Consider the following 16,450-nt stretch of genomic DNA (forward strand, 5'->3'; position numbering starts at 1 on the left):
GGTCTCCTTCACAGGGGCTGGTAGTCGGTGAGGGTGAAGCCTCGGTCGTTCTTGCGGACCTCGGCGAAGCAGAGTTGGCCGAGCTTGAAGCGGTGAAGCTCGGTGGCCCAGGCGTCGGGGAAGACCACGGCGGTCACGTCCCGCTCCTCGGTCTCCAGCTCCAGCCAGCCCATGGCCTTCGCGGGGTGCTTGCGGATGCTGCTGATCAGTGCCGCGACGATGTACCGGCCGTTGGGGGCGTTGCTGAGCTGGCTGGCTGTCTGGGTGCAGATCGCCCGTTCGACGGGGTCGATGCGGTCGAAGGGGGTGGAGCTGACGTAGCAGCCGAGCATGTCCCGTTCGATCTCGCGGATGTCCTCGGCGGTGTACGGCTGGACGTCGTGGAGCTGGAGGGCGGGGCGGGGCGTGTACTGGCGGCACGCCTTGGTGCAGCGCTTCGGGGGCTTCTTGCGGGGGAGCTTCTTGCCGGTCCGGGGGTTGACCGGGGCGGGCTCGTTGTCCCAGTCGAACCGGCAGGGCAGGCCGTTGGGGCCGGTGACGGTCTCGTCCTTGAGGCTGCAGCGGGTGTCGGCGCCGGTCTTCCGGGCGAGCAGCAGTGCTTCCAGGCCACGGCGGTTGGGGACGAGACTGTCGAAGGCGCCGACTCGGGCGAGGAGGGCGACCACGCCTGCGTTGGCCCCGCGCCCGCGCCTGGTCTCGAAGTCGGACCAGGAGCTGTACGGCTGGTGGGCTACGAGATCGGCCACCGCACTCTCGCCGACGCCCTTGATGGAGTCGAGGCCGTACCGGACGGCGTAGGCGCTGGGGTCGATCGAGAAGCCCCGACCGGAGACGTTGACGTCCGGGGGGAGGACCGCGACGCCGAGGCGGCGGGACTCGCGGACGAACTCCGGGACGCGGTCCTTGTCGACGGTGGACATGGCCGCCTGGAGGAACTCGATCGGGTAGTGGACCTTGAGGAAGGCGGTCCAGAACGCGAGGATGCCGTAGGCGTAGGCGTGGCTCTTGTTGAAGGAGTACTTGCTGAACTCCGCCATCTGGTGCCACAGGTGCTCGGCGGCCTCGCGGGGCATGTCGGCGCGGGCGAGGAAGTCCTTCCCGGCGGCGGCGATCTTCTCGATCTTCTTCTTGCCGAGGATGGACCTGACGCCGTCGGCCTCCTCTTCGCTGTAGCCCGCGAGGAGCCGGGTGACGGCCATGACCTGCTCCTGGTAGATCATGCAGCCGTGGGTGGGCTCCAGGACCTCGCGCAGTCGCTCGTCGGGGTAGCTGGTCTGCTGCTTGCCTGCTCGCCTGCGGAGGTAGGCGTCGGTGAGTCCGGAGTTCATGGGGCCCGGCCGGACCAGGGTGATCATGTCGGCCAGCTCCGGGAGGGAGCGGGGGCGCATCTGCTCGCAGAGCCGCGTGCCGGAGTGGGTCTCGATCTGGAAGACGCCGAGCACGTGGGCGTCCGCGATCTCCTCCCACACCATTGGGTCCTCGAACTGCTCCTCCCAGGCGTCGAGGTCGAGGATGATGCCGCGCTGCTCCCGGATCGCGTCGAGGCAGACCTGGACGGTGTCGAGGGTGCGGAGGGTGAGCACGTCGAACTTAACCAGCCCGAGGTTCTCGACGTCAGCCATCGACCACTGGGTGACCATCTGCTCTTCGCCGTCGACGGAGCGCAGGGGCAGCCAGCCGGTGAGCGGGCGGTCGGTGGAGATGACGACTCCTGCTGCGTGGCGGCCGTAGCTCTTGAGGCGGCCGACCAGGCGCTCGGCCATGGCGAAGAGGTCGGGGTAGCGCTGGGCGTAGGGGGCGAGCTGGTCCCCGTGCTGGGTCCACAGTTCGTCCCATGACATGCCGAGCCCGGCGGTCCCGGCCTCGGCTTCGTCGATCAGGGCGCAGACCTTGCGGAGGTCCACGTGGGCGCCGTCGGGGAGGCGGGAGGCGAAGACGCGGCCGAGGTCGTTGATGACCGCCTTGTTCTTCAGCCGCAGCTCGGTGCCGATGCTGACGACGTGGTCCTGGCCGTAGCGCGAGCGCAGGTAGGCGAGGATGTCGGCCTTGCGGGAGGCGGGGAAGTCGACGTCGAAGTCCGGCAGGCCGCTTCGGCCGCGCGTCAGGAAGCGCTCGAAGAGGAGTGAGTGCCGGATGGGGTCGAGCGAGGTGATGCGGGTGAGGTAGGCGACGAGGCTTCCTCCGCCGGAGCCTCGTCCGGGCCCGACCAGGATGCCGTTGTCCTTCGCCCAGGAGCAGTAGTCCGCGACCATCAGGTAGTAGCCGCAGAATCCTCGCTCGACCAGGAGGTCCATCTCCCGTTCGAAGCGGGAACGGTAGGTCTGCTGGTCGGCGGTGGCGGGGATGCGTCGCTGCCAGTTGGCCTCGCAGGTCTCGCGCAGGCGGCGGGCGTCGTCGTCGTGTGTGCCGTCCCTGGTGAACACGGGGGTGGTGGTGGTGCCTTCGATGCGCGCTGTGCAGCGGGCGGCGAGGACGGCAGTGTTGGTGACGGCCTCGTCGACGACGTCGGGTGCGAGGTAGGCGAGGGCGGCGCGGACTTCGGCCTCGGTCTGGAGGTAGAGGTCGAGGTCTTCGCTGAAGAGGTCCGTCTCGTCCTGGATGTCCTTGTTGGTCTGGACGGCAATCCAGGTGCTGTGGGCGTCGGCGTCGGCGCAGGTCGGGAAGTGCGAGTCGACGGTGGCCAGCAGCGGCAGGCCGTGTTCGCGGGCGAGGTCGATGAGCTGGTTGTTCAGGGCCTGCTGCTTGGGCAGCGTGTTGGTCTGGATCTCCACGTACAGGCGGCCGGGGAAGATCGCCATGAGGTGGGCCAGGCGCTGGCGGGCGGTCTCGGTGTCGCCGTCGGCGAGCGCGACTGCGATGGGGCCGCGCAGGCAGCCGGTGGAGGCGATCACGCCGTCGGCGTGGCGCTGCAGGGTGCTCCAGTCCATGCGGGGCCTGCCGTAGTGGCCGTCCCGGTAGGACTCGGTGGAGGCTGCCCAGAGATTGCTCAGGCCGGTGTTGTTCTCGGCGTAGAGGCACAGGTGCCAGTAGTTGTTCCGGATGTGCTTCTGGGCTTCGGCGTCGCCTGGTGCTGGGCGGGCAAGCCGGTCGTCGACCAGGTTAGCTTCGATACCGAATACCGGGTGGAGGCCCGCTGCGTCGCAGGCTCGCTGGAGTTCGGGGTGGCCTGCGCAGGTGCCGTGGTCGGTGAGGCCGAGCGCGGTCTGACGGTCTGCGGCGACCTGGTGGACGGCCTCTCCCAGAGTGGACAGACCATCCAGGGCGCTGTACTCGGCATGGGTGTGGAGGTGGACAAAGTTGCTCCGTTGCGCATGTGCTGAGTTGCTTATCTCTGGTTTTGCTCGCTCTGCCTCTCCGATGGTCGGCAGTCCGTGCGGATGCCGGGTGAGGGCTTCGGGAGCCACGCTGTAGGTGCCGCTGGCGGTCTCTGTGCGCAGGTCGGCGAAGGTGTCGGCGGTGACGGCCTCGGCGGAGCCGTCGGAGGCCACACAGGCGATGCCTTCGGCTCCGGCCGCGAGCGCGCGGGCCCAGAGGCTGGCCGGGATGTTGTTCCACGTGTCGGTCGGAACGAGAAGCCAGCGGCTGGCGTCGTCGTCGTGCTCGACCAGGGCTGTGGTGGTGGACGGGTGGGTCTCGATGACGCGGTACATCGGCAGGATTCCCCGGCTGCAGGTGGCAGGTGGCAGGTGGCCGGGCCCGGCCGCGACTCGTGGCAGGCGAGTGCGGCCGGGCTGCTGGGGCCGAGCGTCAGTAGGGCGGCTCGTCGATCTCGGAGGCCGGGTGCTGCGGGGCCGACGACGGCGAGCCCATGCCTCGGATCTTGGCCCGCAGGTCTCCGCTCATCCGGGGCTTGGCCGGTGAGGCCCCGAGATCGGTGAGCGCGTTGCCGCCCTGGCCCGTGGCCACGACGTTGCCGTCCTTGTCCAGCTCGAACCGGGGGTCGAAGAACCGCGCGTAGTAGGCGTCGGACGCCTTCTCACCGATGATGGCGGCGAGGTTGAAGCTCCTCGTGTCCAGGGTCTGCAGGTACCGGTCCCAGGCCGGGGTGCCCGGCTTGAGGTCGGGCACCGGGTCGAGGCTGCTCACCTGGTAGGCGGTGTCCTTGCCGGTACCTTCCCGGGAGACCTTGTAGTCGCGGTCGCAGACGGTCTTGTGCAGGCCGTACATCTGCCGGAAGTGCGCGAAGAAGGTCTTCATCGGCTGGTTGATCACGATGATCTTCGGGAAGCGGTGGACGGCTCCGGTCGGCTGGCCGTCCTCGCCCGTCTCCTCGACCTGGACGGTCTTGTCCCGGATGCCGACGATGACGCCGAGCTTGGACGGGCCGCCGAGGGCCTCGCTGCCGTCGCCCTTGACCAGCTCGCGCTCGACCGCGAAGGCCCAGGCGCGGATCTGCGGTGTGGCGAGGTGGCCGAAGTTATTGCGCAGCTTGTTGTCGCAGATGTAGCAGCCGTCGAAGTGGCTGGCGAGCGCCTCGTCCTTGCGGCAGACGGCGGTCATCGACCGGGGCCAGTTGTCGACGCCTTCGGGGGCAGCCTTGGTCGGCACGAAGGAATGCTGGTCGACCCAGATCAGCTCGGGGTCGTCGGTCAGCATGCGAAGGATGATGCTCTCGCCGTCTTCGATCCCGAAGTACTCGGGCCCGTTGCTCCGCCGGGACTGAGCGGCCTTTCGGGCCTCGTCCTCGGCGGCGCTGGCGGCGTGTCCGCCGGTGCGGAAGCTGAAGGAAGGCGTGTTGGCAGTCACGCATTTCTCCTGAATTCTTGGCAGGGTTTTTAGGGGGGGTACATCAGGTGAAAATTCAGAGAGCAGCAGCGGTGGCAGTCGCGGCAGCAATCAGGAGTGGCGAGGGGTTCAGGTTTTCGTGCAGCAGGAAAATATGGACCCCGTCCACCTGGTGGATCTGGTATGCGTCGCTGTTGGCGCGATGGAATCCGACCGCCAGGCGGCGGATGGGTTCGCATCCAGCGAGTGCCGTGGCGAGATCCTGCTGCCAGAGGGCCAGCCTGTCGATGTCATCGCAGGTGGTGGCCTTGAGGTAGTAGGAGTAGCTCCACGGCGGGGTGGTTATTGGTCCTTGCCCATCAAAGCGTTGGGGTTCTGCGGTGTCAAGGCGCGAATCGCCTTCTGAATCTAGGTTGGCAGCGAATGAGATACCCAGAGATGAAAGCATGTCGAGAGCTGTCGTGAAATTGCCTGCGGCGCTGTGCTGGGCGGCGATCGGCGCAGCGTGTCGCAGGAGGACTTCCAGGCTCCAGCGATCAGGGAAGAAGCCCTGCCAGGTGGCGTCGTAGGCGGCGCGGGTCCGGGGGTTCCACAGCTGCTTGAAGATGTAGGTGAGGCGGGGGCTTCCGGTGCCCCGGGCCTGGTAGGCGGCGAACAGCTCGGCGCGGGTGGCATGGGTGGGGACACCCAGCTCGGCGTAGTAGCCGTTGACGTCGGCGACGGGTGGCGCCTCGTACCGGGCCAGTTCGGTGGAGAGGCTGAGGGCTGCCCTGGCCGGGTCGCCGACCAGGATCAGCTCCTCCCCCGCCATATGCCCTACTCCTCGGTCGGTTCCTCTTCCAGCAGCACACGGCGCTGCTCGTCGGTGAGCCCGGCGCTCTTAGCGAGCGGTGGGTCCGGCTGGGAGTCGTCGCGGCTGATCACGCTACCGGCACCGGTCTTTCTGAGCATCCTCGGCCTCCTGCTGTCGTCGGTCACCCCTTCGTGGTGTCAGGCGGGGGGATGGCAGGGCTGGCCGGGGTGGGCGTGGCGGTGGCAGCGGTGGCAGAACAGCTGGGCGGGGCGTTGCCAGACGGGCCAGGGGACGGCGGCTTGGTGGATCAGGGCCTCCGCGCTGGGGGTGTCCAGGTCTGCAGGGTCGGCTGCGTACGGGCTGTCGACCACGAGGACGTTGTGGCGGCGTGAGGTCTTCTCGGCGATGCCTTCGAGGTAGTGACCGCGCTCGGTGAAGCGGGACTCGGTGGCGTTCCACCCGGCGGTGTCGTTGTCGAGCCACCAGATCAGGGTCTCCGCCCAGGGCGGGACGAGGTCCAGCTGCCGGTCGGTGATCTCAGCACCGAAGGTGGCCCGCATCGGGATGGCCAGGCCGTGGCGCAGGACGCTCATCGGGGATTCGACCATGACGAGGCAGCGCCCGGTGACCTCGGGGAAGGGGTTGTAGAGGGTGGAGTCCTTGGGGAAGCCGGGTGTGTTGAGGTACTTGGGGGTGCCGTCGCGCTCCAGCCGTCGGGACTGCCAGCCGACGAGATTGCCGTTCCAGCGGTGCGGGATGACGGCCCGGCGGCCCATGTAGTTGCCCTCTCGGTCCCGGCCGGGCGGGGAGCTGCAGATTCCGGCGCGGGAGGCGTTGGCCTGCGGGATCTGGCGCTCGCCGAGGATGTAGTCGGGGATGCCCTGCCAGGGGGTGAGGACCTGGTCTGCGTAGCGGGGCAGTGGCTCTGGGCGGGTGGGGGTGTAGATGCTGTCGAAGAGGTTGAGCAGGTCGGGCAGCTCCATGGCCCGGTTGAGTCCTGCCTGCCCGGTGAGCCAGGCGCGGGCCTGCTCGACGGTGGTGTCCTGGACGGTCGCGATGAGCCACAGGGCGGTGCCGCCGCTGCCGGAGAAGCAGTTGTAGAGCCACCGGTCCCAGTTCAGGGAGGCGGTGGGGTTGCGGGCCTGGTCAGTGTGGTGGGGACAGACCAGGCAGCCGTGGATCAGTTCCGTGCCGCGCCGCTGGATGTTGGTAGCGCCCAGCTCGGCGAGCAGGTCGAGGGCGAGGCGTTCCTTGTGGGCGTCCGGCAGGGCGACCAGGTCGTGGAGGTCACTGCTGCTCATAGTCGGCCGTTCGCTCGCACCAGGTGTATCCGCAGCGCAGGCAGGCTCGGCACAGGTGCTCGGTGAGCATGTCGGAGATCTGGGTCGGGTCGTCGGCCAGTTGCAGGGCGTGCTGGTACTCGGTGTCGCACTCCCCGACCACGACGGCGGGGTGGTAATGGGTTATGGTCTCGCCGCTGCAGCATTTGATGCAGGTGGAGGAGTTGTCTTCGGTACGCCGGAACGGCTTGATCCAGTCCATTACGCCGCGTTCGTTCTCTTCTCGTCTCGGCGCTGCTGGCTGTGCAATCTCTCGGCTTCCTTGCATTCCTCGCACTCTTCTTTCCGCTTTCGGTGCCAGCGGTATTTTGCGGGAGTCCCGCAATCCGGCGGCTCCTTTTTATTGAGCGATCTCGCTCTGGGTTTGCGGTTCTTTTCTCGTTCTTCTTTGTCGCGTTCGGCTTCGGGGCCGCACAGTTCGCAGAGGTCTTCTTTGAAGTAGCGGTGGCGTCGGACGGCGGCCATGGTGCCGTGTTCGGGCGGGTTGCGGCGCTTGCGACGGCGCTTCGGCTGGGTGGTCGGCGCTTGAGCCGCCTCGACGTCGTCGGTGCTGTCCGCGAGTTCGAGGTGGGCCAGCGCGGAGGTGTACTGGGGCGGAAATCCGGCAGCACGGCGGTCGTCCTCGGTCTCGCCGCCCCAGATCCCCCACTCCCCCAGGTTCCGGGCTCGGTTGCGGCAGGGGTCGAGCACCGCACAGCTGGAGCACAGCGCCTTGGCCTGGGCGATGTCGCGGCCGGTGTAGGAGAAGAAGATCTTGGCACGGCCGACGCAGGGAGGCAGTGGGGGTGCCCCGGTGGTCACAGGCTCACCTCCTGGCGGGCTTCCTGGATGCCGTACCAGGGTTCCCAGGCGCAGTCCCACGCCTTGGTGTCCATGCGCCGGGCCGCGAGGATCTGTACGGTGGCCTGGCCGATCCGGGTCTGGGTCTCGGAACGGAGCAGACCGAACACCCAGCTCGCGGAGCGTTCGACCTCGGCGCCTTCCGCCAGGTCGTACGGCTCGGCAATGCCGGTCTTCTGCATCCGCTTGACGCCCTCGCGGGAGAACTGGTGCGCGAGCAGGAGCGGCATGGGGCGGCGGCCGGTGGAGACCAGCGTGGCGAAGCCCATCATCAGGTCGCGGACCTGCTCCCAACGGGCCTTGCGGCCGGGCTGGGGGTGCTCGACGTGGGTGAGCTGGTCGACGATCAGCGACTTGGCGCCGAGGGCCTGGGCGTGCCGGACGAGGGCGGCCGGGGTGCGGCGGCCGGGCTCGGGGGAGATGACGTGCAGGCCGTCGCGCAGTTCGTCTCCCCGGGCAGCCAGGAAGTCCGCCAGGCGCTGGATCTCAGCTTCGGTACAGGTGCCCATCTGGTACTTGCGGTAGTCGATGGCGCAGATCTGGCAGGCGATGCGGTCCAGGGTCATCTGGACGCCGTTCTCCAGGGTGTAGAGGACGGTCTCTCGGCCGCGCAGCCACTCGCTGATGGCGGCCCACGTCATCGTCCAGCTCTTGCCGCCCTTGGGTGGGGCGGCCCAGACGGCGATCTCGCCGTCGTGGATGCCCCGGGTGTGCTGGTCGATGGCGTCGATGCCCAGGCACAGGCCGCTGAGGACGGCGCCCGTGGTGAGGCGGTGCTGGTAGCGGGCCAGGGAGTCGTTCAGGCCCTGGGTGGCCTCGATCTCGTTGGTGCGGTCGCGGACGGTCAGGGCCAGCTCGAACCAGCGCTCGGCCGCGAGGGCGACGACGTCAGTCCGCTCCCCCACGGTGGCCTTGGCGAGGTCGATGGCGACGTCGCGCTGGAGCCGCTGGCTGGTGGCCAGGACGTACTGGCTGTTGAGGGTGTCGATGGCCCAGGTGACGTCGTCGATCTGTAGGTCGTCGTCGGGCAGCGTGATGTCGCACTGCTCCAGGCGGTCGCCCCACTCCTCGGTGATCATCTCGCGGGAGGGGGCCTTGGCCCGGCCGCTGCGGTGGAAGTACTCGACGGCCCACTCGACCACCTCGCGCATCCCCTCGGTGGGGATGACGTCCAGGTCGAGGCCGACCACCGTGAGGCGGTCGAGGGCTTCGACATCGAGCAGTGAGCCGTAGAGGACGTTCTCGGCGTGCGTGGTCACCGGCTACACCACCGTGATGGGGCGGGTGAGGCCGAGGTCGGCTTCCTGGCGGGAGATCTCGCGGCGGCGGGGGCGGAAGTCGGCGCCGGAGACCTCGATGAAGTCGGACTGCTCGGAGAGCAGGCTCATCACATAGCCGCCGTAGCCGTCCTGGATCTGGTGCGGGGTGAGGTTGGTGGTGAGGATGACCGGCTGGCTGTTGGCCGCCCTGGAGCGGATGACCTGGTCGACCATGGATTCGACCATCTCCAGGCGGCCCTTGTGCTCCTTCCCGAGGTCGTCGATGGCGAGGACCTCGGAGGCGTGGACGCGGCGGTTCCACTCGGCCCGTTCGGTCTCGTCGCGCCAGCCGCCGGTGAACAGGTCGATGATCGAGTTGAACTGGGCGGTGAAGACGTCTCGCGCCTGGGCCATGAGGGCCTTGGCCAGCAGGGTGAGCAGCAGGGTCTTGCCGGTTCCGGCGTCAGGGGACCAGAGGATGAGGTTGCGGCCCTGAGCGATGTTGCGGGCGCCGTTGACGGCGTACTGCATGATCTGGTCGCGGACGTGTTCGGGGACGGCGGTGGCGTCTTCCCAGTCGAGGCGCTGGTAGGCCAGCCCGATTCCGGCGTTGAGCATCCACAGGTGCATCAGCCACTGATCGGTGCAGCTGCAGTTCCAGGTGGCCACCTCGGGTGGGGCTGTCTGGTAGTCCCACCAGCGGTAGGTGTTGCCGTTCTGCTTGAGGCAGGTGACGCAGCTGGTCGTGGGGTCGAGCCACAGCCGGGGGCGGGCGGCGCGCAGCCGGGCGAAGTCGTGGTTGCTCAGGGGCTTGCAGGCCCTGGGAGCGGGGGCCGGGGTGAGGGGGTTCGTCATCGGGCGAGTCGCTCGGCGATGACGGCGGCGAAGTACGGGTCGCTGTTCTTGCAGAACCGCAGGGGGGTGACTGGGGCGTCGCGCCACTGGCCGTCGCAGTGCTCGTAGGCGAAGCGGGCGATGGCGGCGGCGTCGGTGCCCCACCGAGTGGAGAAGCCTTTGAAGATCCCGGCGATGCGCTCGGCCGGGATGGTGGCGTAGGGGATGCGACGCTCCGTGAGCTGCCGCAGGACGTAGTCCCGCAGCTCCTGCCACGTCCAGTCGGTGTCGGCCGTCAGGAGGTCGGCGGAGCGGACCGTACTGGCTGTCGTGGCGATCGGAGGCGCAGCGGGCCGCGAAGGGCCGGAGGAGACGTGGAGGGGTTCGGACAGGTCGAGGAGCATGGCAGGGTTCTCCAACCGTGGCAAAGGGCTGGTGGCACGCTCAGGTGGCAGTCTGGGCGCGCTGGGGTGCTCGTGGTGGCAGCACGAGCGTGGCGTTCTCGACGCTATCCGGGGGACTTGGCGGTGGCAAGCGACTGACAGGCTTGAAGATCGAAAAAGGCGGTGGTGGGGCTCGTTCGAGTCCCACCACCGCCGGTGCGCAGCCGGGGGTTCAGCTCTTCGGGCTGTGCATGCAGGCCACGTGGAGCGAGACGCCGCCGCCCTGGACGACGAAGTACCGTCCTCCGGGCACGCTCAGGCAGGTACACCGGCCGGAGTTGTCGATGGTCTCGGTGGTGGTGCCGAGCGGCATCCAGTCCTGCTCGAAGATCGTGAGGGTTCCGTCGGTGTAGAGGATGCCGTCTTCCTCGGCCTGGACGACCAGGGGCGCGACGGACCAGCCCTGCAGGACGAGCAGGTGGGTGAGGGCCTGGTGGAGGAACTCACGGCCCCGGGTCCGGATGACGGTGCGGTCCAGGCCGCCACCGGCGTCCGGGAACGGCTTGCGGGTGCCGCCGCCCACGAAGGCGTTGAGCAGCACGTTCAGCTGACGGGGGGAGAGCGTGCCGAGGGCTTCGATCAGGCGCTGGTCGGCGATCTGCTGCCAGACCTTCCGGCCGCCCTGGGGTAGGTCGGGTCCGGTGGCCTGCTGGAGTGCGGCACCGGTCATGATCAGCATGTCGTCGGTGACGGCGGGGGCCTCCGGCTGTGCGCGGCGTCGGGGTGCGGTGAGCAGCCGGGTGTCGGCGGTCGCGCTGCTTGCTGTGAAGTCGGTCAGGTCGTGCTGGACGGCCTCGTGGCCGTGGTGGAGCGTGAGCAGGTCGTGGTTCCTGCCGTGCCAGGCGGTGGCGGGGCCGCTGACGGGCGCGGAGATGACGCCGTCCACGCGGCGCCAGGTGGCGTGGCCGTCGTCGTCGGTGGAGAGGATTTCGGTGCCGACGAGGAACGGGGCAACCTCGGCGTTCACCAGGCCGGTGCGGGCGATGTAGTACGGCTGGGGGTCGCGGATGATCACGGGCTCGGTTCGGGAGGTCACGGTGTCTCTCAGGAGTGGTGGGAGGGGCGGGCCGGACGGGGGTTCACGCCGTAGGTCCTCGCGATGCTGATGCAGACGTTGACGGCGTTGACGAGTGCGACCCCGTCGATCACCTGGTTGTAGGCCAGGACGTGCGCGAGCCGCTCGACGTCCGGGATGGTAAGGCGGAGTTCACCAGGTTCGGTGCTGCGGCGCGCTGCACTGAAGCTGCGGCCCTTGCGGAACTTGTACGGGAACGCTTCCTGGCCCGGGTAGACGTCCTTGCCGTATCGGCGGTGGCCTCGGTGCCACTCTGGGGCGTCGGCCTTGCCGAAGAAGATCGTGCCGACCTCGCGCGGGTTGAAGTGCGGGAACCGGAGGGGCGGGTAGCCGTCCGGGACCTCGGTCCGGGTGTCGAGCGGGAACTGGTCGTCCTGGAAGAGGCTCCCGCTGCTCGGCACGGGTGTGGGGCCGTCGAGGTCGGCCGAGGCCACCACCAGGGGGTCCTGGGGGGTGTCGCTCATCATGTCGCTCTTCCTTCCGGAGGTGGTCGCCGGGCCACGCGGTTGATCGGTGGCCCGGCGGGTCGTTCTAGGCAGCGGGCGTGGCGGATCGCAGGTGGATGCTCAGGCGCCCCGGAACCAGGGTGGTGATCTTGGGGATCAGGGCGGCGGCACGGCTGCGGGTGCGGCGGCCGAGCAGGAACCTCCGGAAACGGTCCTCGTCGAGCACCCGGCTGGGCGCGGTGACGGCCAGGTAGTCGGCGCGGCTGATCGTTCCGTCTGCCAGCCCCTGCTCCAGGAGGGCCTGGCTGGGGGTGTTGGTGTCGGCGGTGGCCTCGCGGGTCCACATCATGCCGGTGCCGTCGATCAGCTGCTCCTCCCGGTCGCCGGGCTGGGCGGTGCGGTAGTGGCCCTTGCCGTCGCGGGGGGTGAGGTCGGTCGCCGTGCCCGTGTTCTCGGACACGACGTCGAAGTGGGTGGAGACGATCTCGCTGATCTCCTTCCTGCGCCGCTCAACGGCGGTCTGGACCGCGTCGAGGGTGCGCTTCTCCTCCAGCAGGCGCTTCAGCTCGGTCGCGCGCAAGGCACGGCGGGTGGCGGGCGCGACGCACTTGAAGACGGCGGGGACCTGGCCGAGAGCCTGCGCGAGGTCGTCGGGGACCTTGGTGACAGCGGGCATCTTGGAGACGGTGGGCTTGGCCGGGGCGGCGGGTGTGGTGGTGACGAGCTTCGTGAGCATCTCAGCGAGCGACGTGGTGCCGTCGGTGGCGTAGACGGCGACGTCAGCGGTGAAGGTGGGCACGAGTGCGGTGGTCATGGCAGGGTTTCTCCCTTTGGCAGGTAAGGGGGCCGTACTGGCAATAATCAAGCTACCCTGATATCTAGGTGACGTCAATATGAGAAAAGGCCGGTAGGAGAATTCCCCTACCGGCCTTCACAGGCTTGAAGATTCATTCAGGAGGCAGCGCCGAGGGCCTCGCGCCAGGCAGCGTAGTAGGTCTTGACGTCGTCGAGGGACGTGGTGACCGGCGCCGGGGGGAGCCCTCGGACGATGTTCTTGCCCCAGTGGGTGGTGGACAGGCGGGGGTCGAGGATGGCGACGATGCCGTAGTCCGTGACGGTGCGCAGGAGTCGGCCGAAGCCCTGTCCCAGGGTGAGCATCATCAGGGGCAGCGCCAGCTCGGCGAAGTCGTTGCCGCCGCGCTCCTTGATCTTCTTGGAGCGGGCCGCGATCACCGGGTCGCTGGGGACAGCGAAGGGGAGCTTCATCATGACGACGAGGCGGTTCGTGTCGCCCGGGAAGTCAACGCCGACGAAAAACGACTTCATGCCGAACAGGACGCTGTCCTTCTGCTCCTTGAACTTCTGGGCGATCTCCTTGTTGGTGTGGTCCTTGCCCTGCATGTACACGGGGAACCCGGCGGCCCCGATGCGCTCGGCCAGCAGGTTGTAGGCCGCGATCATGTCGGTCTTCGAGGTGAAGAGCAGCATGGCTCCGCCTCGGGCGGCATCGCGGACGAGCATGGCGATGGTCTCGATGGCCCAGGTCTGCCAGGCGGCGCGGGCGTCCTTGTCCTTGGCGGAGGGGATGGGCATCGGCTCGCCCGCCTCGGTCTTGGCGCCGGGGACGTACATGAGCATCTGCCGCTCGTAGTCGAAGGGCGTGCCGACGTCGAGCGTGGTGGCCTTCTCCAGGCCGAGCGTCTTGGCCGCGTAGCTGAAGCCGGAGTTGCCGGTGCTGAGGGTGGCCGAGAGGATGACGGCCGAGGTCTCGTTCCACAGCTCCTCGCGGAGGATGGGGCCGACTTCGATGGGGCACGCGGTGAGGGCCCAGCGGGTGACCTGCTCCCCGGTCTTCTTGCTGCGGGCGGTGTAGGTCTCGGGCCAGGCGACCATGTCGATCTCAGGGGCCTCCAGGACCCGGGCGATGTTGGTGAGGTAGCTCTCGCCGAGGGTCAGCAGGCGCTTCTGCTTCGTGCCCTGGGCGCCCTTCTCACCCTTGGTGATCTTGGCGGCCTTGATCTTGTGCCAGGCGCGGGTGATGGCCTGGGTGAGGGCCTCGAAGACGGGGTAGTGCTCCTCGACGAAGTCGACGTCGAGGGTGGCTCCTTCGATCTCCATGAGCTTGACGACGATCTCGCGGATCTCGACGAGCTTGGCCTGGATCGTCTCGACGAGCTTCTCGGTGTCGCGGATGGCTTCGAGGTCACGTTCGGCGTTCTCGTCGTCGGTAGCGCTCTGGAGGGTCACGAAGTTCAGGGCCTGGTCGGCCCAGGCGAGGATGCCGCCCTCCTTGACCTCGAAGCCGAGGGTGCTCTGGGCGGTCTCGGGCAGTTCGTGGCCCTCGTCGAAGATCATGAGGTCGCGGTCGCCGAGGATGACGGACTCGCCGATGCCGTTCTCGTTGCTCTCGGCGATGGACATCTTCACCTTGACGTCGAGCATCGCCATCTTGTGGTTGGTGACCACGATGTTGGCCTCGGCGGCCTCGTCCTTGGCCTTGTAGCCGAAGCAGGTCTGGCCGAACGCGCAGCCGGAGCGGCCGGGGCACTCGTTCGCGCCGACGGCGACGTGCCTCCACTCCTCGGGGGCCACCGGGGTGGTGAGGGTGTCGCGGTCGCCGGTGGAGGTGGAGCCGTCGGCCATCGTCTCCTCGATGAGGTCGGCCAGGTTGGCGACCTGCTCGGAGGTGGCCTCCTGCAGCTTGTCCTTGCAGACGTACTGCCCGAGGCCCTTCAGCGGCGCGTAGGTGAAATCGACCGGGAGGTGCTCCTTCAGGAACGGGAGGTCCTTCTCCAGGTACTGGGTCATCAGCGCGAGGGTGGAGGTGGCGATGACGACCCGGCCTCCGGCGATCCGGCCGTTGCGGCTGACGCCGAGGATGGCCGGGATCAGCGCGCCGAGACTCTTGCCGGTGCCGGTACCGGCTTCCGCGAGGAGGTGCTGGGGGGCCGGGTCCGTCTCGCAGGCGGTGATGACGGCTTCGATCGCGGCGGCGAGCTTCTGCTGGGCCGGGCGGGCGGTGTAGCCGGGGAGGCGGGAGGCCAGGACGTTCTCGGCGTCGGCGAAGGTGCGGAGCTGGGGTTCGGGGGTGGCGGTCGTCATGGTGGCAGGTTCCCCTCGGCAGCGGGTGTTGGTGGCAGGAATTGCAATTTAGCAACCGTGATATCTAGGTGTCAATATGATTCCTGGAACTGGTGCTCGGGCGTGGCCGGGTTCGCTCGAACGCTCGTTCTTGCGTCGTCGCAGGTGAGGGGTTGTGGACACGCCGGGGCGCCAAGAGGGGGGTATGCGTGCATCCACAGGCTGTGGACGAGTAGGGTTAGCCCCGCAGCGCGCGGGTGCCTTGTCGCTAGAGGCCCCTGCGCTGAAGGCCGAGTGCGTGCCCTGGGTTGGCCCCCGGGAAACGCAAGAGGCCCCCGGGAGACGGATTGGCTGTCCGACGCATCCGGGGGCTCCGACAACCACCCGCCGCTAGTGGGTGTCGCGTTGTCGGTGGCCGCGCAACCTTTCGTCCTCAAAACCCTGAGGAGGTCGCTGGCATGCACCAGCGTACCCTGCGGCGGGCCGCCGCGAGTACCCCACGCCGATTCGACACGCCACGCGCTCTGGGGCTCACGGCGTCGCTCTCCCCATCAGCCGCTCTGATGAGGTTGAATGCTGTCCAGGTTCGGATCGCCCGCCAAGCACCGCAACCGTCTGCTTCACCTGCCACACCTGCCACCACCACCACCGTGGGCGTCGCCACCGCGCACGGGCTTCGACAGGACGTTCGTACGATGCTGCCTTCAGAAAACAGTGACGGGCGGCCTCTCACCTGCCACGGAGAGAGCCGCCCGTTCACAGCCAGCTCCAAGGAGCGGCGAGGTGGTAAGGGGATGACCCCTTGCCCGGTCAGGTCCGAAACTGCCGATCCGGACCTGCTGCGGCGCGCGGTTTGTTCAACCAGGCCGTCACCGCTCAGTAGTGCGGTTTGTTCAACCAGGCCACCACTGGCCACAGCCGCCTTCTAAGCGCATCGCGTCGATCTCAAACCCTGCCAAGGAAGAAAAGACCAACACGTGTCCAAGTCAGCGGTGCAGCAGCCCCAGTTTAGGGCCCTCCCATCAGCATTGCACGCCAAGAGTGATGTAAATCTCGCCAAGTTCTCCGCAACCTCCCCTGTCGGACAGACGTCCAAGACCACGAGGACAGTCACGTCCACCCCGCCGTGGCTCCTGGTCCTCCCCGCTCTCCCCCCCTCCGGCGTGCGCCTCCTCGTCGAGGGCGACCCCGAACAGCGCTACGGAGCCCGCTCCAAGGGCTGGGCCGTGATCAACGGGAAGACCACCAAGGTCCTCACCCCGATGCCCAGCAAGGAGAGCAACGGCTACGCCGTGACCTGGGTCGCCGCCATGTTCGCCGTCCGCGCCGGGTGGGACCGCCTGCAGTTCATCCGCGTCATGACCGACAGCCCCTCCAGGGCCGGGCGCTGGGCAAAGCACCTTCTCCACCTTCGCGGCCACGAGCGGGTGATCCGGGAGCTGAACCGCATCTGGGCCAGCGCCAAGGCCAAGGCCCGGGAAGACGACGGCATCTCCTCCCGCAGCGACGCCCTCTGGGACCTCCACCGGCTACTCGCCGAGTACTCCAAACTGGCGTGGACCGGCCAGGCCGGGGCCAGCGACCTCAAGGTCCTGATCGCCCACTGGATCTCCG

General features: G+C 68.3%; 14 protein-coding genes and 1 pseudogene. 1 reads left to right on the plus strand and 14 read right to left on the minus strand.

The genetic code is table 11. From position 1 onward, the window contains the following. Positions 1-8: 8 nt before the first annotated feature. The 14 genes from dnaE to FHX73_RS43065 all read right to left on the minus strand — a co-directional run bounded on the left by dnaE (position 9) and on the right by FHX73_RS43065 (position 14,857). Entirely contained in the window at positions 9-3,650 is a 3,642-nt protein-coding gene (gene dnaE, locus FHX73_RS43005; RefSeq protein ID WP_145911579.1) for a DNA polymerase III subunit alpha, read from the minus strand. Between the two features lie 97 nt (positions 3,651-3,747). Continuing rightward, positions 3,748-4,746 carry a hypothetical protein gene (locus FHX73_RS43010; protein ID WP_145911580.1) on the minus strand — a complete coding sequence of 333 codons (999 nt, stop codon included), beginning with the start codon at positions 4,744-4,746 and terminating at the stop codon, positions 3,748-3,750. Positions 4,747-4,801: 55 nt separating this feature from the next. Next, positions 4,802-5,536: a hypothetical protein gene (locus tag FHX73_RS43015; protein WP_145911581.1), complete on the minus strand. Its 735-nt coding sequence runs from the start codon at positions 5,534-5,536 to the stop codon at positions 4,802-4,804. Positions 5,537-5,541: 5 nt separating this feature from the next. Continuing rightward, positions 5,542-5,703: a hypothetical protein gene (locus FHX73_RS45390; RefSeq protein ID WP_170305342.1), complete on the minus strand. Its 162-nt coding sequence runs from the start codon at positions 5,701-5,703 to the stop codon at positions 5,542-5,544. 12 nt (positions 5,704-5,715) lie between these two features. Beyond that, positions 5,716-6,819, minus strand: coding sequence for a hypothetical protein (locus tag FHX73_RS43020; RefSeq protein WP_145911582.1), 1,104 nt, complete (start codon positions 6,817-6,819; stop codon positions 5,716-5,718). Further along, on the minus strand, positions 6,806-7,060 hold the full coding sequence (locus FHX73_RS43025) for a hypothetical protein (RefSeq protein ID WP_145911583.1): 255 nt from the start codon (positions 7,058-7,060) through the stop codon (positions 6,806-6,808). The genes FHX73_RS43020 and FHX73_RS43025 overlap by 14 nt, the downstream gene beginning before the upstream one ends. Further along, complete coding sequence (locus tag FHX73_RS43030; protein WP_211786515.1) at positions 7,060-7,659, minus strand: WhiB family transcriptional regulator; 600 nt, start codon at positions 7,657-7,659, stop codon at positions 7,060-7,062. Before FHX73_RS43030 ends, FHX73_RS43025 begins: the two co-directional genes overlap by 1 nt. Then, the gene (locus FHX73_RS43035) at positions 7,656-8,957 is read right to left on the minus strand and encodes a DnaB-like helicase C-terminal domain-containing protein (protein WP_145911585.1); all 1,302 of its coding nucleotides are present in this window, start codon (positions 8,955-8,957) and stop codon (positions 7,656-7,658) included. The genes FHX73_RS43030 and FHX73_RS43035 overlap by 4 nt, the downstream gene beginning before the upstream one ends. A 3-nt stretch (positions 8,958-8,960) precedes the next feature. Beyond that, positions 8,961-9,812 (minus strand): P-loop NTPase family protein, encoded by an 852-nt coding sequence (locus FHX73_RS43040; RefSeq protein WP_145911586.1) that lies wholly within the window; start codon positions 9,810-9,812, stop codon positions 8,961-8,963. Next, positions 9,809-10,195: a hypothetical protein gene (locus FHX73_RS43045; protein WP_145911587.1), complete on the minus strand. Its 387-nt coding sequence runs from the start codon at positions 10,193-10,195 to the stop codon at positions 9,809-9,811. Before FHX73_RS43045 ends, FHX73_RS43040 begins: the two co-directional genes overlap by 4 nt. Before the next feature lie 211 nt (positions 10,196-10,406). After that, the gene (locus FHX73_RS43050) at positions 10,407-11,270 is read right to left on the minus strand and encodes a hypothetical protein (protein WP_145911588.1); all 864 of its coding nucleotides are present in this window, start codon (positions 11,268-11,270) and stop codon (positions 10,407-10,409) included. Between the two features lie 8 nt (positions 11,271-11,278). After that, positions 11,279-11,773, minus strand: a complete 495-nt coding sequence (locus tag FHX73_RS43055) for a hypothetical protein (protein ID WP_145911589.1) — start codon at positions 11,771-11,773, stop codon at positions 11,279-11,281. A 67-nt stretch (positions 11,774-11,840) separates the two neighbouring features. Next, on the minus strand, positions 11,841-12,569 hold the full coding sequence (locus tag FHX73_RS43060; RefSeq protein WP_145911590.1) for a hypothetical protein: 729 nt from the start codon (positions 12,567-12,569) through the stop codon (positions 11,841-11,843). A gap of 137 nt (positions 12,570-12,706) precedes the next feature. Next, on the minus strand, positions 12,707-14,857 hold the full coding sequence (locus FHX73_RS43065) for an ATP-dependent DNA helicase (RefSeq protein WP_145911591.1): 2,151 nt from the start codon (positions 14,855-14,857) through the stop codon (positions 12,707-12,709). A gap of 1,142 nt (positions 14,858-15,999) precedes the next feature. Here FHX73_RS43065 and FHX73_RS43070 point away from each other — a divergent pair. After that, a pseudogene (locus tag FHX73_RS43070) lies at positions 16,000-16,450 on the plus strand (hypothetical protein); the annotation flags it as partial.

Source organism: Kitasatospora viridis, assembly GCF_007829815.1.
In the GTDB taxonomy this organism is placed as follows: domain Bacteria; phylum Actinomycetota; class Actinomycetes; order Streptomycetales; family Streptomycetaceae; genus Kitasatospora; species Kitasatospora viridis.